A 22577-nucleotide genomic window follows, 5' to 3' on the forward strand; every position below is an offset into this window, starting at 1 on the left:
CGCAACCGACTGCCGTGCGTGAGGCTGCCCTTGCGATCAGAACTCCTGCCAATCGCCCAGCTCTGCGGCCGATGTGGCGTTGCCCGCAGGACTGCGACGTGGCGACGCGGCCGCCGGGGTGACGCGTGCTGCCGGGCGTGGTGCGAAGCGGGCATTGGCCGGGGCGCTGGCAATGGCCGACAACCGACGCGCCAACGGTGCATGCGCAGCCACCTTGAAGACCGCCACCGCTTCGGTCAGCTGCTGCGCCTGTTCTTCCATCGCGCGTGCGGCGGCGGTGGCTTCTTCCACCAATGCGGCGTTCTGCTGGGTGGTTTCGTCCATCTGGGTCACGGTCTGGTTGACCTGCTCGATGCCCGCATACTGCTCCTGCGAGGCCGAGGAGATCTCGCCCATGATGTTGGTGACGCGCTGCACGCTGGCGACGATCTCGGCCATGGTGGTGCCGGCCTGATCGACCAGGGTGGCCCCTTGCGTGACCTTTTCCACCGAGTCGTCGATCAGGTGCTTGATCTCCTTGGCAGCACCGGCCGAACGCTGCGCCAGCGTGCGCACCTCGGAGGCGACCACCGCAAAACCGCGGCCCTGTTCGCCGGCACGCGCTGCTTCCACTGCCGCGTTCAAGGCCAGGATATTGGTCTGGAACGCGATGCCGTCGATGACGCTGATGATCTCGGCGATCTTCCTGGACGAGCCCTGGATGTCGGACATGGTGGTGACCACCTTCGCCACCACATCGCCGCCTTGCGAGGCGACCGCAGCGGCGCCGATGGCGAGCTGGTTGGCCTGGCTGGCATGTTCGGCATTCTGCTTGACGGTGGAGGTCAGCTCTTCCATCGAGGCCGCGGTTTCTTCCAGGTTGGCGGCCTGCTGTTCGGTGCGCTGCGACAGATCCTGGTTACCGGAGGCGATTTCGCCCGAGGCCAGACCGATCGCATCGGCTGCGATCTGGATGCGGCCGACGATGCTGGCCAGTTGTTCGGCAGTGGCATTGGCGTCGTCACGCATCTGCGCGAACACGCCCTGGTATTGCCCGCTCATGCGCGCAGTGAGGTCGCCGGCAGCGATCGACTGCAACAAGCCCGAGAGCGATTGCAGGTTGCCGTCTGCGGTGGCCATCAAGGTGTTGAGGCTTTCCACCATGATGCGGAAATCGAACTGGAACTGCTCGGCATTGCCGCGCGCGGTGAAGTCGCCATTGGCCGCAGCCTGCGCCAGCTGCTTGATCTCGGTGTTCATGGTCGACAGGTTGTGCTTGACCTGGTTCATCGCCGCGGTAATGGCCGCCTTCTCGCCGGGCAACTGCTGCATATCTTCGGAAAGGTCGCCGATGGCATAACGCTCGATCAGGTGGATGGTCTGCATCTTCACCTTGATGTGCGCGGCCACCAGCTCGTTGGTGTCATTGGCCATGCGCCCGAAATCGCCGGGGAATGCGCCGGCATCCATGCGGAAGCTGATCTGGCCTTCTTCATGGCGCTTGGCCATGCCCAGCTGTGCGGAAATCAGGTTGCGCAGCTGGCCCTGCATGCCGTCCATGGCGTGCAACAGGCGGCCGGTTTCGTCGTTGGAGTGCGTGCTGACGTCGTTGTCCAACTTGCCTTGGGCAATGGCTTCGGCGGCGCGGGTGGCGCGCGTCAGCGGAACCACCAGGCTGCGGGTGATCAGCCATGCGAGCACGCTGCTGATGAGCACCACCGCCAGGCCGCCACCGATCAACATGGCACGGCCGCGGGCCATCGCCGTGGTAGCCAGCGCATTGGCTTCCTGGGCGCGCTGGCGCTGCAGCGCCGAATATTCCAGCAGTTTGTCCTGCCATGCCTGCGTGGCCGGTGCGGCACGCTGCAACAGCAAGGGCAGGGCTTGGTCCGACTTGCCGGCAAGACCCAGGTCGATCACCCGTTGGTTGAGCGCGCGGGCCGCCTTGTTGTTCGCGTCGATGCTTTCACGCAGCGCCTGGGCCGCAGGCGTTGCCGAGAAGGTGTAGAGCTTGTCGCGTGCTTCCTTGTAGATGCTGCGCTGCTCTTCGATGATCGCGGCGAAGCGGCGATTTTCCGCATCGCTGGTCGGCAGCACGATATTGCGCAACTGCACGGCAATTACCGACACCGCGTTGTTCATTTCCTGCAGCCGCTGGACGATCACCATGTTGCGGTTGGTGAGCGTATCCAGGGTCTGGCGGGCCTGCGCCAGTGTGTACAGGCCAGCGACGACCAGCGCGCAGGACAGCAGGATCAGCGTGCCGAAGGCAAAGCCCAGGCGCTTGCCGACGTTGTAGCGTTGAAGAAGAGCAGTCATGTTGGGATCTCGAGAGCGATGGGCAGGAAAGGGGCAGTGCGCTAGGCGGCGAGGCGTACGGAGTGCGCGGATGGCGCCGAAGCGGGCGCGCGTCGAGCCGATCCATCGAGCGTTGCGACATCCAAGGTCGCAACGCCAGCGATTGCAGGGCAGGTACGCGTGCTTGAGGTTGGTAACGGCGCGCTGGCAGTGCTGCTGAACTCGCTAGGCCCCACGCGTATGGTTCGGCGTCACCGAGGTGAGCCTGGTGTGCACAACCGCCTGGAAATGCCTGTCAGCAGGGGCATCCCGATGGCTCGGGAAGATCGCGTCTTCACTTCCTGCTCACGGTCCTGACAGCCGCTCAGGCACTTGGATACAGGACGGATGGCTTGGCGTGTAGTTGCATGTGCGCCATCGCGCAGGGCCGATCGATGCCGGCGCATTCGCAGGAGAGCTGCTGGTGGCACTGGGCCAAACGCGTGCGCGTTGGTGATGTGCAAACGCTACGCCGTTGCCTGACAGATGCAGGCAGCGGGGACTGATCAGGTGGGACGCGGGCGTGCGCGCAGCGTCCCAGGCAGACCTGCCGCCAGGCGTTGCCTCAGGCGGCGTGGCCCAGGCGGCTGCGCGCAGGCTCGGCCTGCAACTGGAACACCGAAACGGCATCGCGCAATTGCTGCGCCTGCTCTTCCATCGAACGGGCGGCGGCGGTGGCTTCTTCCACCAGCGCGGCGTTCTGCTGGGTGGCCTGATCCATCTGCGCGACGGTCTGGCCAACCTGTTCGATGCCTTGCGACTGCTGCTGCGAGGCCTCGCTGATCTCATGCATGATGGTGGTGACGTTCTGCACCGAATCGACGATGTCCTGCATGGTGCGACCGGCCTGGCCCACCAACTGGCTGCCGTGTTCGACCCGGCTGACCGAATCCTCGATCAGTTGCTTGATCTCCTTTGCCGCACCGGCCGAGCGTTGCGCCAGCGTGCGCACTTCACTGGCCACCACGGCAAAACCACGGCCTTGTTCGCCGGCACGTGCCGCTTCCACCGCTGCGTTCAGGGCCAGGATATTGGTCTGGAAGGCGATGCCGTCGATGACGCTGATGATGTCGGCAATCTTCTTGGATGCGGCCTGGATGCCGGCCATGGTGCCCACGACCTCACCCACCACCGCACCGCCTTGCGAGGCGACCGTGGCCGCACCGACCACCAGCTGGTTTGCGCGGCGCGCATGCTCGGCGTTGTTGCGCACGGTGGAGGTGAGTTCTTCCATCGAGGCAGCGGTTTCTTCCAGATTGGCCGCTTGCTGTTCGGTGCGCTGCGACAGATCCTGATTGCCGGTGGCAATTTCGCTGGCGGCGTCGTTGATGGCATTGGTGGACTGCTGGATGCGCCCGACGATATTGGCCAGCTGGGTCACGGTGGTATTGGCATCGTCGCGCATGCGCGCGAACACGCCATGGAAGTCGCCGTGCATGCGGGCGGTCAGGTCGCCCGCCGCGATGGCCTGCAGGACCGTCGAGAGCGCATGCAGGTTCGCATCGGCGGTGGCCATCAACTGATTGAGGCTGTCCACCATTGCGCGGAAATCGTACTGGAAGCGCTGTGCGTCGCCGCGTACGCTGAAATCGCCATTGGCGGCGGCCTGCGCAAGCAGCTTGATCTCGCTGTTCATCGCCGACAGGTTGGCCTTGACGGTATCCATGGTGTCGGTGAGCACGGCCTTTTCGCCAGGCAGGCGCTCCATGTCCTGGCTCAGGTCGCCGATGGCGTAGCGCGACATGATCTGCGCAAGTTTCATCTTGACCGCAATGTGCGAGCCCACCAGCGCGTTGGTGTCGTGCACCATGGTGGCGTAGGCACCGGGGAAACTGTCTGCCTGCATGCGGTAGCTGATCTGGCCGGCATCGTGGCGCTGCGCCATTTCGCTTTGCGCGCTGAGCACGCGCTGCAGTTGCCCCTGCATCTGGCGCATGGTGTCGAGCAATTGACCGGTTTCGTCGCGGCCGGCGGCACTGACCTGATCGTCCAGCCGACCCTGCGCGATATTGGCGGCCACCGTCGCGGCGCGGCGCACATTGCGCGTCAGGCGCGACAAGGTGTACCAGCACAGCGCGGCGATCAGCAGCGCCAGCACCGACAGGCCGGCGATCGCTTGCCACATCGCGTTGCGTGCGTCGACCAGGTGACGTTCGGATTGCCGCTGCAGCGCCTGCAGCGAGACATTGCTGAGGTCCCGCATGGTCTGGCCCAGCGCATCGAGCGCGGCATTCCACTGGGCGTCCGCCTTGGCATCGCTGCCGTCCAAGGCGGACCCCAGTGCGGCCAGTGCGGCGCTTGCCTGGGTGGCTTCGGCCTTGGCGGCATCGGCCAGCGCGGGGTCGGGCTGTTCCAACAAGCCCATCGCCTTGTCCAGCTCATGGCGGAAACGCACATGGTTTCGGGCAAGCTGATCGAGCTGCTCGCGCAGCATGGCGCGGCTGTCGCCCGCCTGCGAGGGATCGCTGGCGGCGTCCAGACGGGTCAGCGATTCGGTGGTCTCGGGGCTGTAGATCAGCGTGGACACCACCAGGTGATAGCTTTCGATGTACGGGGTGTAGACCAGCTGGCTGTCGTCGCGCAATGCATCGAGCGCGGCAAAGGCCTGTTCGCTCACGGCGGCGTAGCCCTGCGCCGCGGCACCTGCAACGTGGCGCTGCTGCAGGGCCAGCAATTGCTTCTGGCTGCGTTCGAAGCCGGGAAGATTGGCCGTGGTGGCGAGCAGTTGGGTGAGATCGCGCTCGGCGCGCTGCGCGGCGTCTTTGGCGGCGCTGCCGCTATCGACGTGGGCTGCGTGCAGGTCGGTGATCAGGCCCAGCATTTGGCCAAGCGGCGCATAGCTGCGCAATTCATTGCTGCTGATGGCGACGCTTTCGTTGAGCTTGCCGCGATAGAGCAGCACCGGAATGACCAGCCCCACCAACGCAAGCACGCCGATGATGCCGAGTTTCCTGGCGATGGCCAGGTCGTCCCAACGGCTGGTCCAGCGGCGTGGCGAAGCTGGAACGGTCTGCGACGACAGCGTGGGTGAGGTGGTCATTGATGCGTCTCATGGATGTAAGCAGGCTATCGGCTAACGACGTGTACGCCTTTAGCGGGTCGGCAGCGCTGCCGACCAGTCCGGTTCAGTCAGGGCTGGCGACCTGTTCAGAGCTCTTGCCAGCTACTGTCGTTGCCGGGCGCAGCGACCACGGCGCGCAGCTTGGCGGCAGGAGCGCGGCCGGCTGCCGTCGCCTTGGCCGCAAGCGCCGGCGTTGCTGCCGGGCGTGGTGATGCTGCACGCGATGCGTCGTTGCTGTCGGTCTTGAAGACCGCCACTGCCTCGGTCAATCCGAGCGCCTGTTCTTCCAGTGCACGGGCGGCGGCGGTGGCTTCTTCCACCAGCGCGGCGTTCTGCTGGGTGGTTTCGTCCATCTGGGTGACGGTCTGGTTGACCTGCTCGATGCCGGCCGACTGCTCCTGCGAGGCCGCGGAGATCTCGCCCATGATGTCGGTGACGCGCTGCACGCTGGACACGATTTCGGCCATGGTGGTGCCGGCGCTGTGCACCAGCAGCGAGCCTTCGGCCACCCGTTGCACCGAATCGTCGATCAGGCTCTTGATCTCCTTGGCCGCTGCGGTGGAGCGCTGCGCAAGCGTACGCACTTCGCTGGCCACCACGGCAAAGCCGCGGCCTTGTTCGCCGGCGCGCGCCGCTTCCACCGCGGCGTTGAGTGCCAGGATGTTGGTCTGGAACGAGATGCCATCGATGACGCTGATGATGTCGGCGATCTTCTTGGACGAAGACTCGATCCCGCTCATGGTCTCGACCACCTTGCTGGCAATCTCGCCGCCTTGCGAAGCGACGCGGGCGGCGCCGATGGCGAGCTGGTTGGCCTGGCGTGCGCTTTCGGCGTTCTGCTTGACGGTGGAGGTGAGCTCTTCCATCGAGGCCGCGGTCTCTTCCAGGTTGGCGGCCTGTTGTTCGGTGCGCTGCGACAGATCCTGGTTGCCGGCGGCGATTTCGCCGGTGGCCGCGCCGATGTTGCCGGCCGCGCCCTGGATCCGCAGCACGATGTGCGTGAGCTGTTCGGTGGTGGCGTTGGCGTCGTCGCGCATCTTGGCGAACACACCGTGGAAGTTGCCGTGCATGCGGGCGGTGAGATCGCCGGCGGCGATGGACTGCAACAGCGCCGACAAGGTGCCCAGGCTGGCGTCGCTGACCTCCATCATCGCGTTCAGGTCCTGCACCATGCGCAGGAAATCGTGCTCGAACCGCTGCGCATCGCCGCGTGCGCTGAAGTCGCCGGCAGCCGCCGCGCTGGCCAGGCGCTTGATCTCGGTATTGATCGCCAGCAGGCTGGCTTTGGCCGCATCCATCGATTCGTGCAGCACCGCGCGGCTGCCCGGCAGGCGCCGTGCATCGCGGCGCAGATCGCCGCGGGCGTATTCGTTGAGCACTTCGATGGCATCGACGATGGCGTCCAGGTGCTCGAACATCATGGTGTTGATGCCCTTGCTCAAGTCGCCGTACACGCCGGGGAAGTCCTGCGGCATGCGGTGGCCGATGTCCTTGTCGGCGTGCAGCTCGATCATCCGCGTGGTTTCGCTGGAGAAACGTTGCAACTGCGTCTGCATCTTGGCCATGGCGCTGAGCAGCCGGCCGGGCTCGTCGGTGGCGGTGGTGTGCACATCGCTGTCCAGGCGGCCCTCGGCGATGGCCTCGGCGGCACGGGTGGCGCGGTTCAAGGGCTGGGTCAGGCTGCGGGTGATCAGCCAGGCCAGCAGGCCGCTGATCACGATGACCGCAATGCCGCCGGCGATCAGCAATGACCGGCCACGCTCCATTGCGGCGTTGGCATCGGCATAGGCCGCCGCGCCGCGGCTGCGCTGGCGCGCGGCATACGCATTGAGCGCGTCCTGCCACTGCTGGTTTGCCGGCGCGGCCCGCTGCATCAGTGCCTTGAGCGCCTCGTCGGGCTTGTAGTTCATGCCCAGGTCCAACACCTGCTGATTGGCGACACGCGCTTCTTCGCGGGCAAGATCGATCTGCCGACGCATTGCTGCGCCATTGGCGTCGGACGGCGGAATGGCGTACAGCTTGTCGTGGATGTCGCTGTAGTACTGCCGCTGCTGCTCGACGATCTTTGCGAAGCCGATGTTCTCTTCCTGCGTGGTCGGCAGCACGATGTTGCGTAGGTTGATTGCAATGTCCGCACTGGCGCTGCGCATCTCGCCGACATATTCCAGGATCGTCATGTTGCGTTTGACGATCGACTCCATGCGCCCGCGCGCTTGCGCCAGGGTCATCAGGCCAGCGGCCACCAGGCCGCAGGAGAGCAGGATCAGAAAGCCGAATGCGGCCGAAAGGCGGGTGCCGACGTTATAGCGTTGGAGAAAGCCGATCATGAAACATACCTGCCGGGAAGGAGGAGAAGGAGGCGGTTCGAGGCAACGGCGGCGGCCTCACGATCACGGTCGGCATCCGCTGCAAGCTAGGACGGCTGCATGACGCCCGGCGCTGGCACTGGTAGCCCGCGTCGGCTCCGTCCCGATTGCAGGGCAGGTAGCGGCGACCCGGTCGTATACTTGAGCTCGCTATTTAGCGTTTGTTATAGCTGGCATCATTCACGGAAGCGGGCAGCGACGTTTGCCGATGCAAGGCCATGCCGGGTGAGGTGCCGCGGCGATGAACGCGCGTGCGCAGGGAAGGGCGCCCGACGTGCATGCCGGTCGTGGCGCCAGTGCCGGCACGCGGCTGGCGTTCCAGTTGGTCTTTGCGAAGCGACCGATCAGACAGGGGGCAGGTGAGCCGATGCGTGCCGGCGGGATCGGCTGCGGCCGAGTGTCGCCTTGGCGGTTCGAGTTGGAAGTCGACGCCAGCCAGGGCGCAGCGGTCTGGCCCATCGCCAGCGGGGCCGCCAATGCAATGAGGGCCCGAGCTCGCGCATGCGGGTTGCATGTGCTGGCTCGGGCCCTGCGTGTTGCAACGACTGATGTATGGAGCGGTTGCCTGGCGCACTGGCGTCGGTGTGCATTCCCACCGACGCCAGTGCGTGCCGGTCAGAACTCCTGCCAGCTGGTCTCGACGGTCGTCGATGCCGCAACCGCGCGCGGCTTGGCGGCAGCGGTACCGCCGATCGAGGTCAGCTTGGCGCGCACAGCCGGCGCCGCCTTGGCGAGTGATGCCGTGCGGGCAGTGCTGGTGGTGCCTTGCTCGGTCTTGAACACCGCCACGGCTTCGGTCAACCCAACCGCCTGTTCTTCCAGCGAGCGCGCGGCGGCAGTGGCTTCTTCCACCAGCGCGGCGTTCTGTTGGGTGGTTTCGTCCATCTGGGTGACGGTCTGGTTGACCTGTTCGATCCCGGCCGACTGTTCCTGCGAGGCCGCGGAAATCTCGCCCATGATGTCGGTGACCCGCTGCACGCTGGTCACCAGCTCGCCCATGGTCTTGCCAGCGGTGTTGACCAGCACCGAACCGGCGGCCACTCGTTCGACCGAGTCGGCAATCAGGTCCTTGATCTCCTTGGCGGCGCCGGAAGAGCGCTGGGCCAACGTACGCACTTCAGACGCCACCACGGCGAAGCCGCGGCCCTGCTCGCCGGCACGTGCCGCTTCCACCGCCGCGTTCAAGGCCAGGATATTGGTCTGGAAGGCGATGCCGTCGATGACGGAGATGATGTCGGCGATCTTCTTGGACGAAGCTTCGATCCCGGCCATGGTCTCGACCACCTGGCCGACAATCTCGCCGCCCTGGGTGGCCACGCCGGCCGCGCCGATGGCGAGCTGGTTGGCCTGGCGTGCGCTTTCGGCGTTCTGCTTGACGGTGGAGGTGAGCTCTTCCATCGAAGCGGCAGTTTCCTCCAGGCTGGCGGCCTGCTGTTCGGTGCGCTGCGACAGGTCGCTGTTGCCGGCAGCGATCTCGCTGGCGGCACCCTTGATCGAGATGGCCGATGCCTTGATGCCGGTGACGATCTCGGCCAGCTGCACGGCGGTGGCATTGGCATCGTCGCGCATCTGCGCGAACACGCCGTGGAACTCGCCGCTCATGCGGGCGGTGAGATCGCCGGCCGCGATCGCCTGCAACAGGCCCGAAAGCGACTGCAGGTTGCCGTCGGCGGTGGCCATGAGGGTATTGAGGCTTTCCACCATCACCCGGAAGTCGTGCTGGAAGTTGTCGGCATCGCCGCGGGCGCTGAAGTCGCCATTGGCCGCGCATTGGGAAAGATGCTTGATGGCGTGATTGACCGAAGACAGGTTGCCCTTGACCTTGGCCATGGTGTCGCTGAGCACGGCCTTGTCGCCGGGCAGCGCTTCCATGTCTTCGCGCAGGTCGCCGATCGCGTATTGGCCCATGATCTGCGCCAAGCGCATCATCACGGCCACATGCGAGGCGGCCAGGTCGTTGTTGCCGCGCACGATGGTGGCGTAGTCGCCAGGAAACGCTGCCTCGTCCAGGCGGAAGTTCAGCTCGCCCTGATCGTGCCGGCGCTTCATTTCCTGCTGGCCATGCAAGACCTTCTGCAACTGCTGCTGCATCTTGCTCATGCTGGCGAGCAGACGGCCGGTCTCGTCGGTGCCGCTGCCGTCCACGCTGATCTACAGATTGCCAGCCGCGATGGAATCGGCCACCTGCGAAGCGGTGCCGAGGCGGTTGATCAGGCGACGACGGATCAACCCGCCGCTGACCAGCGCCACCAGCACGGCGATGCCGCTGCCGACAATCATCGACCAACGGCTGCGGGCCTTTGCGGCGGCCAATGTCGCGCTGCGCTTGACCAGCAACTGGTTTTCCTGCGCTTCGAAGTCGGCCAGGTGCTGGCGGATCTGCCCCATCGCCACGCGTTCATGGCCGGCCTTGAACTGCGTGAGCAAGGCGGACAGATCGGTGTCGCTGGTTTTGCCGCGCAGCGCGATCAGATTGTCCTCAAAGCCCATGAACTGCTCGTATGACGCATGCAGGCGCTGCAGGCGTTCCTGCTGCACCGGATTGTCGGCGGTCAACGTCTTGGCGTTGGTGAATTCCTGTTCGAACTGCGCCTTGCCCTTGTTGTAGGGGGTGAGATGCGTTTCCTGCCCGGACAGCAGAAAGCCGCGCGCGCCCGTCTCGATATTGACCGTGGCAATGGACATGGCGCGGCCGGTGCCGATCACTTGGTAGGTGTGGTCGTTCATGGCCACCGCGTCCGACAGCTGGGACTGCCCATGAAGCCCTACTGCTGCGACGATCAAGAGCACAAGAACGACTGTGCCAAAGCCCAGTGCCAGTTGTGTCGAAAGACTTAGCTGTTTCATCGAATGTGCCTTGAGCTGTTAACAATCTGAGTAGTGGGAGCCACCCGTTCGGCCCCCCCGTGATCGGCCGTGCGTTGGCGCGGTGCAGTGAGGCGTTTTGGCGCTCGCATGGGTGCCTCGTTGCTGACATAGCTAGCGGCGCAACCACGCTCGACCGAAGGGTTTCGTCACACACTCATCACGCAATTTCGATGGCGTTTATGTTCAAAAAAACCGGGCTCTACCGATGTGGGCTGCTGGTGAGGGCAGCACCGTCCGATAAGGCGCATGCAACGCCGGGGCAGGGTGTCAGTGCAGGCTCCGCCAGAGGCGGTTGAGCGCGTGCGCAAGACCGATGCCGTCATGCTGCAGCGACCCGCGCGGTGCCCTGGCGATGCGCCTGGTGCCGGCAGCACTGCACATAAAAAAAACACCGCGCTCGTTGCGAGCGCGGTGTCTAGTGCGGTTCCTGGGCCGGTCCTAGAATTCGGCCCAATTGGACGCGTCGGCTGCGACCGACACGGCAGCGGGGCGCGCCGTCGGGCGTGCGACAGGCGGCTTGATCGCAGGCTTGCTGGCCGCAACCGGACGCTTGGCGGCAATCTGGCGCACCGCCGGTGCGGTGCGGGTGACCGTTTCCATGTCGGCCGACAGCCGGAACAGCGCCACCGCTTCGGTCAGTTGCTGGGCTTGTTCTTCCATCGCGCGTGCGGCGGCGGTGGCTTCTTCCACCAGCGCAGCGTTCTGCTGGGTGGTTTCGTCCATGCTGGTCACGGTCTGGTTGACCTGCTCGATCCCGGCAGACTGCTCCTGCGAGGCCGCAGAGATCTCGCCCATGATGTCGGTGACGCGCTGCACGCTGGCCACGATCTCGCCCATGGTGGTGCCGGCGCTGTGCACCAGCACCGAGCCTTCGGCCACCCGCTGCACGGAGTCGTCGATCAGGTCCTTGATCTCCTTTGCTGCGCCGGAGGAACGTTGCGCCAACGTGCGCACTTCCGAAGCCACGACCGCAAAGCCGCGGCCCTGTTCGCCGGCGCGTGCGGCTTCCACTGCCGCGTTCAAGGCCAGGATATTGGTCTGGAACGCGATGCCGTCGATGACGGAGATGATGTCGGCGATCTTCTTGGACGAGGCTTCGATCCCGCTCATGGTGCCGACCACCTTGCTGACGATCTCGCCGCCCTGTGAGGCGACGCTGGCCGCGCCGATGGCGAGCTGGTTGGCCTGGCGTGCGCTTTCGGCGTTCTGCTTGACGGTGGAGGTGAGCTCTTCCATCGAGGCCGCGGTTTCTTCCAGGTTGGCGGCCTGCTGTTCGGTGCGCTGCGACAGGTCTTGATTGCCGGCGGCGATTTCGCTTGCCGCGCCCCTGATCGACGTGGCCGAGGCCTTGATGCCGCTGACGATTTCGGCCAGCTGGGTGGCGGTGGCATTGGCGTCGTCGCGCATCTGCGCAAACACGCCGTGGAACTCGCCGCTCATGCGGGCGGTAAGGTCGCCGGCAGCAATCGACTGCAACAAGCCAGAGAGCGATTGCAGGTTGCCGTCTGCGGTGGCCATCAAGGTGTTGAGGCTTTCCACCATCACGCGGAAGTCGTACTGGAAACGCTCGGCATCGCCGCGGGCGCTGAAGTCGCCATTGGCCGCCGATGTCGCCAGGTGCTTGATCTCGGTGTTCATCGCCGACAGATTGGATTTGACCTGTGCCATGGTGTCGGTGAGCACGGCCTTTTCGCCGGGCAGCTTGTCCATGTCTTCGCTGAGATCGCCGATGGCGTAGCGGCCCATGATCTGCGCAAGCTTCATCTTCACCGCGATATGCGATGCGACCAGATTGTTGGTATCGCTGGCCATGCGGCCGTAGTCGCCCGGGAACGCCTCGGCATCGATGCGGTAGCTGATCTGGCCTTCATCGTGGCGACGGGCCATGTCGGTCTGCGCGCTGAGCAGGTTGCGCAACTGCTGTTGCATCTTGCTCATCGCCTTGAGCAGGCGCCCGGCTTCGTCGTTGAAATGGGTGTCGACGTCGTTATCCAGCTGGCCGCCGGCGATGGATTCTGCAGCGCAGGTGGCGCGGCGCAACGGCTGGGTCAGGCTACGGGTGATCAGCACGCCCAGGGCGCCGCTCAACAGCACGACCAGCAGCGAGCCGCCGATCAGCAGCTTGCGCGAGTCGTCCATCGACTTGAATGCCATAGCCGATGCATCGGCTGCCTGCTTTTCCTGCAGGGCAATGTTTTCGGCAATGCGGTCCTGCCAGACCTGCATGGCGGGCGCCGCCTTGTTCAGCAAAAAGGGAAGTGCTTCGTCGCTGTGACCGGTCATCACCAGATCCATGACCTTGTCATTGAAACCCTTGACTTCGGTGCGGCGCGCATCGATTTCTGCACGCAAGATCTTGCCTTGCTCCGAGGCCGGCATGGCATACAACGCCTCGCGCGCTTTGGTGTAGTCGGCACGCGCAGACTGGATCTTGGCGACGAACTGGCGATTCTCTTCATCGCTGGTCGGCAACACAAGATTGCGCAGTTGCGTCCCGATAATGAAATTGGCGTTCATCATGTCGTTGGACAGGCGGACCTTGGCCATGTTCTGGTTCACGATGCCGTCGACCAACGCGCGTGCCGAGGTCAATCCGCGATAACCGATCAAGGCGATCAGGCCCGACAGCACGATCAGAACAGCGAAGGCGGCCGCTAGCCGTGGGCCGACGTTGTAACGTTGAAGAAGTGAGGTCATGACAGGGTTCCTGGCAAGGGTTACGCGATGAAAGCAAGCGGTGCGGTAACGCCAGTCAGTCGCGGTCTGACGTCTCGCTATGCCCAGTAACGGCGCTTGAACGCAGCTGCTGAATACCTCGATATCAAAAAAAATATAACTCAATTTAGGCTCGTGAAATAAGCCATTGAATCATTAAATCGAGGTCATCTGGATATTTAATGGATAATGCGGGCGCTACCGTCAGTTGGTTTATACATTTATAAAATGTATACCGATAATCTGTTTGGTGCGTTGATGGGTTTATCTGGCCCTGCGACGCAATAAAAAAGCCGCGCTCCAGAGAGCGCGGCTTGCATTGGGGGGCACTATTCGGCGCAGGTGGCGCTCGAAGCGATGGCGAGTCCACCACCAGCAGGTGCCAGCCGCGGAAGGGCGATGCACCCGCAGTGCACATGGAGCACTTGCCATCCTGTGTAAAGGCCGCGCTCACCTGGCGGCGAGCGCGGCCGTCTTGCCGCTGTTAGAACTCGGACCAATCGGATTCATTGGACGGCGCCACTGCCACTGCGGCCCGGCCCGCCGGACGCGCAGCCTGCGGCTTGATGGCCGGCGTGCTGGCCGCAACCGGGCGCTTGGCGGCGATCTGGCGTACCACCGGCGTTGCGCGGGTGACCGCTTCCAGTTCGGCCGAGAGGCGGAACTGCGCCACCGCTTCGGTGAGCTGCTGCGCCTGCTCTTCCATCGAGCGTGCAGCGGCGGTGGCTTCTTCCACCAATGCGGCGTTCTGCTGGGTGGCCTCGTCCATGTGGGTGACGGTCTGGTTGACCTGCTCGATGCCGGCCGACTGTTCCTGCGATGCTGCGGAGATTTCGCTCATGATGTCGGTGACGCGCTGCACCGAAGAGACGATCTCGGCCATGGTGCTGCCGGCTTGATTCACCAGCGCCGAGCCTTCGGCCACCTTGCTCACCGAGTCGTCGATCAGCCCCTTGATCTCCTTCGCTGCACCGGCCGAGCGCTGCGCCAGCGTGCGTACTTCCGAGGCCACCACGGCAAAGCCACGGCCCTGCTCGCCGGCGCGCGCCGCTTCCACCGCGGCATTCAACGCCAGGATGTTGGTCTGGAAGGCGATGCCGTCGATGACGCTGATGATTTCGGCGATCTTCTTGGACGAGGTTTCGATGCCGGACATGGTGGTGACCACCTGGCCGACCACGTTGCCGCCGTGCGATGCCACGCCTGCTGCGCCGATGGCGAGCTGGTTGGCCTGACGCGCATGCTCGGCGTTCTGCTTGACGGTGGAGGTGAGCTCTTCCATCGAGGCCGCGGTTTCTTCCAGGTTGGCGGCCTGTTGTTCGGTGCGCTGCGACAGATCCTGGTTGCCGGCGGCAATCTCGCCGGCGGCCGTGTTGATGGCCAGGGTGGAGTGCTTGATGCGGCCCACGATGTCGGTCAGGCGCTGGGTGGTCGCGTTGGCGTCGTCGCGCAGCCGTGCGAATACACCGTGGAATTGCCCGTCCATGCGCGCGGTCAGGTCGCCATCGGCCACGGCGCCGAGCAGCTGCGACAGCTTGCCCAGGTTGCGGTCGCTGACTTCCATCATCGAGTTCAGATCCGACACCATCACGGCGAAGTCGTACTTGAAGCGCTGCGCATCGCCGCGCGCACTGAAGTCGCCGGAGGCCGCCGCCTGCGCCAGGTGCTTGATCTCGGTGTTGATCGACAACAAGCTGGCCTTGGCTGCGTCCATCGCCTCATGCAGCACCGCGCGGCTGGCCGGCAGGCGCCGCGCATCTTCGCTCAGGTCGCCCTGTGCATATTGATTGAGGATGCGCACCGCATCGACGATGGCGTCGAGATGCTCGAAGATCATCGTATTGATGCCGGTGGCAAGGTTGCCGTACACGCCGGGGAAATCTTCCGGCATGCGGTGGGTGATGTCTTCGGCGGCATGCAGGTGCGACATGCGCGCGGTTTCGTCGGAGAAACGGCGCAGCATCTGGGTCATGCCACCAGTGGCCTCCAGCATCTGGCCGATTTCGTCCTTGCTGGTCCTGCCTACCTGTACGCCCAGATCGCCGCGCGAAACCGCCTGGATGGCGCCTAGCGCCTTGGCAAGCGGGCTGGTGATGCTGCGTGCGATCAACCAACCGAAGGTCACCGACAAGGCCGCCATCAACAAGGTGCCGATCAGCAGCACCGCGCTGGTCAGCTTGAACGAGCTGGCGCTGGCAGTCACCATGTCGCCCAGCGCCTTGGACTGCTGTGCATACAGCTTGTCCACCGAGGCGAACAGTTCCTTGCGGATCTCGCCCGACTGCTTGCGCGAAAACTCCATCGCAGCGGCGCGGTCGGGCTCTGCATAGAGCTTGCGCAGCTGCTGGTTGGCCGCGAAATAGCGTGCGCTGGCATCGGTGAGCTTGGCGTACTCGGCCTTCAACGGCGATGCCGCATCGATCTTGGCGTCCAGCTGCTTCTGCGTGTCGGCGTACTTGGCCTGGGTTTCATCCATGCGCTTGAAGAAATACGCGTAGCGCTCCGGGTCTTCCAGATTGAGGAACTGGCCCACTTCGTAGACACGGAACTCGCCGGCAAAACCGCGCAACTCGGACAGGCGGCTCAATACCGGCACCACGTCCTGGTTGATCAAGGTGGTTTCGCTCTGCATCTGCTTCATGCGCGAAAAACCCAAGCCGCCCAGTAATGCGGTGAGCACGGCACTCAGGCAGAAGGCAAACATCAGTTTGCGGCGGATTGGCCAGTCGTTGAACTTATTCATCACTTGCTCCGGAGCATTGCTTAGCGTCGTTATCCAGCAAGCTAACGGCCGAAACGCCAAGTTCTTTAGTTGTGAAGTATTAACAGGCAGGCAAACGCCGGCCCGTTAGGCCCTAACGCCGCAACGCTGGTCTTGCGGCGATGTTGCCCAGTTGCAGGACCGCCAAACAGCGCGATGCGTCACAGCGCCAGATCCGGCCGCCGTTGCGCACCGCCCTTGCTCAAAAATCCTGCCACTGGCTGTCGTTGCCGGCGGTGGCCGCGGGTGCGTTCACTGCCGGCTTGCGCGCGTTCAGCGAACGCGTACTGGGTTTGTGTGCCCGCGCAACTGCGACCACAGCGGGCTTTGTCGGCGCAGGCGTTGCAGTCTGCGACGGCGGCGCATCGGCCAGAGTAAAGCGCGACACTGCGTGCGCCAGCTGGCTGGCCTGGTCTTCCATGGTGCGCGCCGCGGCAGTGGCTTCTTCCACCAATGCGGCGTTCTGCTGGGTCGCCTCATCCATCTGGGTGATGGTGAGGTTGACCTGCTCGATGCCCGACGACTGTTCCTGCGAGGCGGCGGCGATCTCGCCCATGATGTCGGTGACGCGCTGCACGCTGGCGACGATATCGGCCATGGTGGTGCCGGCCTGATGCACCAGTTGCGAGCCCTCGGCGACCTTGCTCACCGAATCGTCGATCAAGTGTTTGATCTCTTTTGCGGCACCGGCCGAGCGCTGCGCCAGCGTGCGCACCTCGGAGGCCACCACGGCAAAACCGCGGCCCTGTTCGCCGGCACGCGCCGCTTCCACGGCGGCGTTGAGCGCCAGGATGTTGGTCTGGAACGCGATGCCGTCGATCACGCTGATGATCTCGGCGATCTTCTTCGATGAGACTTCGATGCCGGACATGGTGGTGACCACCTGCGCCACCACCGCGCCGCCCTGCGACGCCACGCCAGCGGCACCGATCGCCAGCTGGTTGGCCTGGCGTGCGCTCTCGGCATTCTGTTTGACGGTGGAGGTGAGCTCCTCCATCGAGGCGGCAGTCTCTTCCAGATTGGCCGCCTGTTGTTCGGTGCGCTGCGACAGGTCGTTGTTGCCGGCGGCGATTTCGCTGGAGGCAGTATGAATGCTGCCGGCGGCCTGCTGGATGCGCCCGATCACCAGCGCCAGCTGCTCGGCGGTGGTATTGGCGTCGTCGCGCATCGTGGCGAAAACGCCATGGAACTGGCCCTGCATGCGCGCACTCAGGTCGCCGTCGGCCAGTGCGCTGAGCAGGCGCGACACTTCGGCGATGCTGACCGCATTGGCATCGAGCAAGGCATTGAGCTGTTGCGCCAGTTGCAGGAAAAAGCCTTGTTTTCCGCTACTGTCGATGCGCTTGGAAAGATCGCCGGCAGCGGCGCTACGCAGCACGTCGGCAACGTCGATTTCCACGCGCGCCTCCGCCGTGCGGTCGCGCCACTCGCAGACAAAGCCCAGGTGCGCGCCGGCCTCGTCGCGAATTGCCGAAACGTTCTGTGCGATGCAGGTGGTGCGGTACTGCACCTCGCGTTGGGCAGCGCCCTGGCGGTCCAGACGCTGATAGATCTCCGCGTCCTGTGCGTTGCCCACCTCCAGCAGCGAGACCGGTTGGCCGACCAGGTTGGCGGTGCGCTTGAACGCGGGCGCGCAGGCCTGGATATCGTCTGCGTAGGTGTGCAGCAGGTTTTGCAGCGCACTATTGGTATAGATGATGGTGAGATCCGGGTCGGCGATGTACATGCCGGTGGATGCGTTATCCAGCGCGGTACGGATGCGCAGGTTTTCGGCCGCGATGCTGCGCTCGCGCTCAAGGCGCTCGCGCAGGTCGCGCTGCATGCGCGCCAGGGCGGCCATCAGGCTGCGCGAGTGCTTTGCGGCGACCGGAATCGGTTGATCCAGGCGGCCTTCGGCGATGTGCTGCGCAGCTGCCATGGCCAGCTGCGGCTCGCCGCCAAGCAGGCCGAACACCGAGCGCAGAATCCAGCCGGCCCCCAGCGCCAGGCACACGAACGCCAGCACCACGGCGCTACCTTGCTGCCACATCACCCGGTGGCTGTATTGCTCGGCCTGGCGGCGGCTGGCCTCGTTCAAGGCCAGGATGCGCTCGCTGATGGTGCCCATGCGGGTTTCGAGCTGGCTGAACTTGTCGTTGAAATCCGCGTAAGCCGCTGCGCTGTCCGCATGCGTTTCGGCAGCTTTCACCACCTGGTCGGCAGAGGCGATATAGGCCTGCAGCGCCGGCGTCACCGCATCCAGATCGCTGCGCAACGCAGCGGCCAGCGGCAGTTTGCGGTTGGCAGCCAGCGATTGGCGGAATTCGCCGGCATGTTCGCCCAGTGCGGTGCGTGCGGCTGCAACTGCCTTATCGTCTTTCGTGGAGGCAGCAAGCAACGCTGCGGTGACATCGCCGCGCAGGGCGTCGTGCATCATGTCCGCCTGCATGTGGTTGCGCAGCGCATCGGAGGAAATGACCTGTGCGGCGATCGCATCGAGCAGGCCGCGTTGGCCGTTATAGCCCACGCCACCCAGGGCGAGCAGCGCCAAAGCGGCCACCAGCACCAGGACGCCCAGCATATGCATGATCTTCATGGTGCAACCCGTGTCAGAAGCGGAAAGACAGGCCCACGCCGAGCGCGTGATCCGGTGAGCGGTCGTTGAGTCCGCGGCTGTAGACCGCGTCCAGTTGGACGTCGTTGCTCAGCAGCCAGGCCGAGCCGACATCGAGCAGGGCGACAGTGCCGCCATCGTCGCTCTTGGCGATCTGCGGCAACGCCACTTCGACGAACGAGCGCACGCGGTCATTCCAGGCCTTGCCAAGAACCGCGCCGAAGATGCCGGCGGTATATCGGTTGCCCTGGCCATCGTCGTCCCAGATCACGCCGGGCATCATGCCCGCGGAAATACTGTCGCTGAGCTCCCATTCGGCCACCAGGCGGAACGAGGGGCGTGCACCATGGCCGCGCAACGCCTGCGCGCCGCTGGGCAGGTCCACATGCAGCAACCAGGCCAGCGAGGTCTTGCCAGCGTCGGAGCTGGCCAGGTGATGCTTGATGCCAAGCGAGACGTCGGACATGCCGCTCACCTGCGCATCGCCGGGCAGGTCGATGCGCTGCCAGCCATCGGTTTCCAGCCGCAATTCCCAGGTCTGGCCCAGGCCGTAGCGCAGGAGCGTGGGTGTGGAATACGCATCCACCGCGTCATCGCGTTCCCACGCGACGCTGGTTTCCACCTGCACGCGGCGGTCGCCGACGGTGAGGCTGGATTCCACGAAATCCGGGCGGTCGGTCGCGATCGGGTCTTCGGCGCGGGCATGACCCATCGCACCCAACAGCACAAAACAGCTGGCGATAACAGACGGCTTCATGGCATCCCTTGCGTGGCAACGTGCGGAAACACATATCCGGATGCATGCGCTGGCTGCGTTGGCTGCCACAGCACGCATGGATTGCTGGACCGGCTGCTGCGGTGGGGCGCAGGCAGTCGATGTCATCCACACTAACGGCAACGCCGCATGATTCTTGATGCGCGTCGGACGAGCGGAAGGGGCAGGGCACGTACAGCGCGCCGATGACGCGCCGCGGTGGATGCAGCTGTGGAATGCAAGTGATGCTGCGTGCTTACGACGACGCTAGTGTTCGCTTGCAATCCACGTGGCACGGGGCGGTCAGAAATCCTGCCACTGGCTGTCGTGACCGGGAGTCCCGGAGGACTTGCCCACGGCATGACGCAGCGGTGTCGCCGCGCGCTTGCCGCGCTCAGGTGCCGGCTTGGTGGTGACTGCCGCGCGCACCGCTGGTCTGCCAGTGGACGCAGTCGGCACGGGTTTGACCGCATGGTGGAGCTTGAAGACCGCCACCGCCTCGGTCAGCTGGCCCGCCTGTTCTTCCATCGCACGCGCTGCGGCAGTGGCTTCTTCCACCAACGCGGCATTCTGCTGCGTGGCTTCATCCATCTGCGTCACGGTGAGATTGACCTGCTCGATGCCGGACGATTGCTCCTGCGAAGCGGCGGAGATTTCGCCCATGATGTCGGTGACGCGCTGCACGCTGGCGACGATCTCGCTCATCGTGGTGCCGGCCTGCTGCACCAGCGACGCGCCTTGTTCCACCTTGCTCACCGAATCGTCGATCAGGTGCTTGATCTCTTTGGCAGCACCAGCCGAACGCTGCGCCAGCGTGCGTACCTCGGAGGCGACCACGGCAAATCCGCGGCCTTGCTCGCCGGCACGCGCCGCTTCGACGGCGGCATTCAAGGCCAGGATGTTGGTCTGGAACGCGATCCCGTCGATGACGCTGATGATCTCTGCGATCTTCTTGGACGAGGTCTCGATGCCGGACATCGTGGTGACGACCTGCGCCACCACCGAGCCGCCGTGCGAGGCCACGTCGGCTGCGCCGATGGCCAGCTGGTTGGCCTGACGCGCATGCTCGGCATTCTGTTTGACGGTGGAGGTGAGTTCCTCCATCGAGGCCGCGGTTTCTTCCAGATTGGCGGCCTGTTGTTCGGTGCGTTGGGAAAGATCGTTGTTGCCGGCGGCAATTTCGCTTGCGGCTGCGCTGATGTGCGTGGCCGAAGTCTGAATGCCGGAGACAATGCCGGTGAGCTGCGCCACCGTGGCATTGGCATCGTCGCGCATGCGGGCGAACACGCCCTGGAAGTCGCCGTCCATGCGGGCGGTGAGGTCGCCTTCGGCCAGCGCACTGAGCAGACTGGAAATCCGCTCCAGGCTCAGCGAGGTGGTTTCCAGCAGGCCATTGAGCTGGCGGCCGAATTCCAGATAGAACCCATGCTTGTCTTCCAGCGCCAGGCGCTGGCCGAAATCGCCCATCAAGGCGGACTGCACCAGTTCGGCCACTTCCTGTTGGGTGCTCACTTCGGCGCTGATATTGCGCCACAGCAGCATGCTGCCGCTACGACGGCCATCAGGGGCATACAGCGGGGTCATGGTCAGATCCAGTGTCACCGGCCCGAAGCGGTAGCGCTCGGTGGTGGTGGACTGCAGCTGCCGCAGACGCTGTGTACGCGCAGTGCCTTCGCTGTCGTTGCCGAACACGTAGTCGATCGGCTTGCCGACCACCGCATCGGCACTGAAGCCGGTCTGGCCCTTGGCATGGAACGCGGGCTCGCCCTGCTTGAAGGAAGCGTGCAGCGCCTGGGTGATGAACACCGCGTTGTGCTGTTCGTCGGCCAGCAGCACTTCCATTTCCGAATGTTCCAGCGCGGTGCGGATGCGCAGGTTTTCGTTGGCCACCTGCGCATCGCGCTCGATGCGCTCGCGCAGGTCGCCCTGCATGCGTTGCATGGCGCCCATCAGGCGGCCCACTTCGTCCTGGCGCTGCACGGTGATCTGGTTGTCGAGCTTGCCCGAGGCGATCGCATCGGCCACGTGCGCGGCGGCCTCCAGCGGCCGCACCACTTGGCGACGCAGCAGCGCGAACAATGCCACGCTGAGCACCAGCGCCGAGCCAAGGCCGACCGCAAGGATGGTCCACAGCAGGTGATGCGCCTGCTGCATGATCGTGGCATACGGCACCACCACGCCCAGCGCGAAGCGCTCCTGCGCCTTGCCGATCTGTAGCGGAACGTAGGCGCTGACCGCACCGTTTGCATCGGGGCTGAAATCCAGCGCGTCCTTGCCGGCCTTGATCGCCTCCAGCATGCTGCGGTGGCGTGCGTCGGTGACCTGCTTGCCGATGCGCGCGGTGTCGTGCGATGCCAGCACCACGCCGGCGGGCGAGAGCAGTTCGACGTAACCGTCCTGCATCGGGCGCAAGGCGCCAAGGCGCTGCTGCAGGGCCGCCAATGCCACGTCCACGGTCACCGCGCCCAGATACTTGCCGTCCTGCAGAATCGGCGTGGACAAGGTGGTCATCAGCACGGTCTTGCCGCCGATCTTGTAATCGTAGGGTTCGGCCACGGTCTGCCGCAGCAGCGCACGCGGTTTCAGATTCCAGTCGCCCAGGCCGGGGGTTTCGTAATCGGTGAGCGGTTCGCGGACCAGGGTCTGGTCGCTGCGCCCCCAGTAGGTCATGAAGCGGCCGGTGGCGTCGTGGCCCTTGGCATTGGCGAATGCGCTGTCCTTGCCATCGAAGGCCTGCGGCTCCCACAAGGTGCCCATGCCGACCCATTCGGGGTGATCCAGCAATTGGTCGTGCACCACTGCCGCGGCACTGTCGCGGCTGATGCCGCCATTGGCGCGTTGCACCAGCAAGGTGGTGGCCAGCGATTGGCCGGTCGTCAACGCCTGGCCCAGGTCGCTACCGATCTGCTCGGCCTGGTAGCGCGCGGCGTTTTGCATCGTGGCCTGCGCAGAGGCGCTCAATGCGCGACTGCTTTGCCAATAGGTGATGGCCGCGGTCAGACCGAAGCACAGCGACGCAATGACCGCCGTACCGAACATCAGGCGGTACGCCAGGCGTCCGCTGAAACGTGAGTGGGTGGAAGGCGAGGTCATGGGCGTCGTTGCGAAAGGGAGAAGTGAAGGGAACGCGGAAAAGGCAACCC

General features: G+C 64.7%; 8 protein-coding genes and 2 pseudogenes. All 10 read right to left on the reverse strand.

Features of this window, described 5'->3' with window-relative positions; translation table 11 throughout:
• Positions 1 to 36 precede the first annotated feature (36 nt).
• Positions 37 to 2298, reverse strand: coding sequence for a methyl-accepting chemotaxis protein (locus FLG15_RS09445; protein WP_057660003.1), 2262 nt, complete (start codon positions 2296 to 2298; stop codon positions 37 to 39).
• Positions 2299 to 2881: 583 nt separating this feature from the next.
• The gene (locus FLG15_RS09450) at positions 2882 to 5356 is read right to left on the reverse strand and encodes a methyl-accepting chemotaxis protein (RefSeq protein WP_057687146.1); all 2475 of its coding nucleotides are present in this window, start codon (positions 5354 to 5356) and stop codon (positions 2882 to 2884) included.
• A 107-nt stretch (positions 5357 to 5463) separates the two neighbouring features.
• The gene (locus FLG15_RS09455) at positions 5464 to 7704 is read right to left on the reverse strand and encodes a methyl-accepting chemotaxis protein (protein ID WP_057687145.1); all 2241 of its coding nucleotides are present in this window, start codon (positions 7702 to 7704) and stop codon (positions 5464 to 5466) included.
• Between the two features lie 193 nt (positions 7705 to 7897).
• Positions 7898 to 8202, reverse strand: a pseudogene (locus FLG15_RS09460) (hypothetical protein).
• Positions 8203 to 8358: 156 nt separating this feature from the next.
• Positions 8359 to 10470: pseudogene (locus FLG15_RS09465) on the reverse strand (methyl-accepting chemotaxis protein).
• 579 nt (positions 10471 to 11049) lie between these two features.
• A complete protein-coding gene (locus tag FLG15_RS09470) occupies positions 11050 to 13308 on the reverse strand; it encodes a methyl-accepting chemotaxis protein (protein ID WP_057687143.1) in 2259 nt (752 codons plus the stop codon).
• A 502-nt stretch (positions 13309 to 13810) separates the two neighbouring features.
• Positions 13811 to 16069: a methyl-accepting chemotaxis protein gene (locus FLG15_RS09475; protein WP_150145934.1), complete on the reverse strand. Its 2259-nt coding sequence runs from the start codon at positions 16067 to 16069 to the stop codon at positions 13811 to 13813.
• Positions 16070 to 16289: 220 nt separating this feature from the next.
• Positions 16290 to 18662, reverse strand: coding sequence for a methyl-accepting chemotaxis protein (locus tag FLG15_RS09480; protein ID WP_057687141.1), 2373 nt, complete (start codon positions 18660 to 18662; stop codon positions 16290 to 16292).
• Between the two features lie 13 nt (positions 18663 to 18675).
• Complete coding sequence (locus FLG15_RS09485) at positions 18676 to 19437, reverse strand: transporter (RefSeq protein ID WP_057677815.1); 762 nt, start codon at positions 19435 to 19437, stop codon at positions 18676 to 18678.
• Between the two features lie 300 nt (positions 19438 to 19737).
• Positions 19738 to 22527, reverse strand: coding sequence for a methyl-accepting chemotaxis protein (locus tag FLG15_RS09495; RefSeq protein WP_057687140.1), 2790 nt, complete (start codon positions 22525 to 22527; stop codon positions 19738 to 19740).
• Positions 22528 to 22577: the final 50 nt, after the last annotated feature.

The sequence above is a fragment of the Xanthomonas phaseoli pv. dieffenbachiae genome, assembly GCF_008639345.1.
GTDB classification, from domain to species: Bacteria; Pseudomonadota; Gammaproteobacteria; order Xanthomonadales; family Xanthomonadaceae; genus Xanthomonas; species Xanthomonas phaseoli.

What these genes read in the sequence shown, in the direction of transcription:
- FLG15_RS09445 (WP_057660003.1), bottom strand. Translation starts at nt 2,298, where the DNA reads ATGACTGCTCTTCTTCAACGCTACAACGTCGGCAAGCGCCTGGGCTTT.
- FLG15_RS09450 (WP_057687146.1), bottom strand. Translation starts at nt 5,356, where the DNA reads ATGACCACCTCACCCACGCTGTCGTCGCAGACCGTTCCAGCTTCGCCA.
- FLG15_RS09455 (WP_057687145.1), bottom strand. Translation starts at nt 7,704, where the DNA reads ATGATCGGCTTTCTCCAACGCTATAACGTCGGCACCCGCCTTTCGGCC.
- FLG15_RS09470 (WP_057687143.1), bottom strand. Translation starts at nt 13,308, where the DNA reads ATGACCTCACTTCTTCAACGTTACAACGTCGGCCCACGGCTAGCGGCC.
- FLG15_RS09475 (WP_150145934.1), bottom strand. Translation starts at nt 16,069, where the DNA reads ATGAATAAGTTCAACGACTGGCCAATCCGCCGCAAACTGATGTTTGCC.
- FLG15_RS09480 (WP_057687141.1), bottom strand. Translation starts at nt 18,662, where the DNA reads ATGAAGATCATGCATATGCTGGGCGTCCTGGTGCTGGTGGCCGCTTTG.
- FLG15_RS09485 (WP_057677815.1), bottom strand. Translation starts at nt 19,437, where the DNA reads ATGAAGCCGTCTGTTATCGCCAGCTGTTTTGTGCTGTTGGGTGCGATG.
- FLG15_RS09495 (WP_057687140.1), bottom strand. Translation starts at nt 22,527, where the DNA reads ATGACCTCGCCTTCCACCCACTCACGTTTCAGCGGACGCCTGGCGTAC.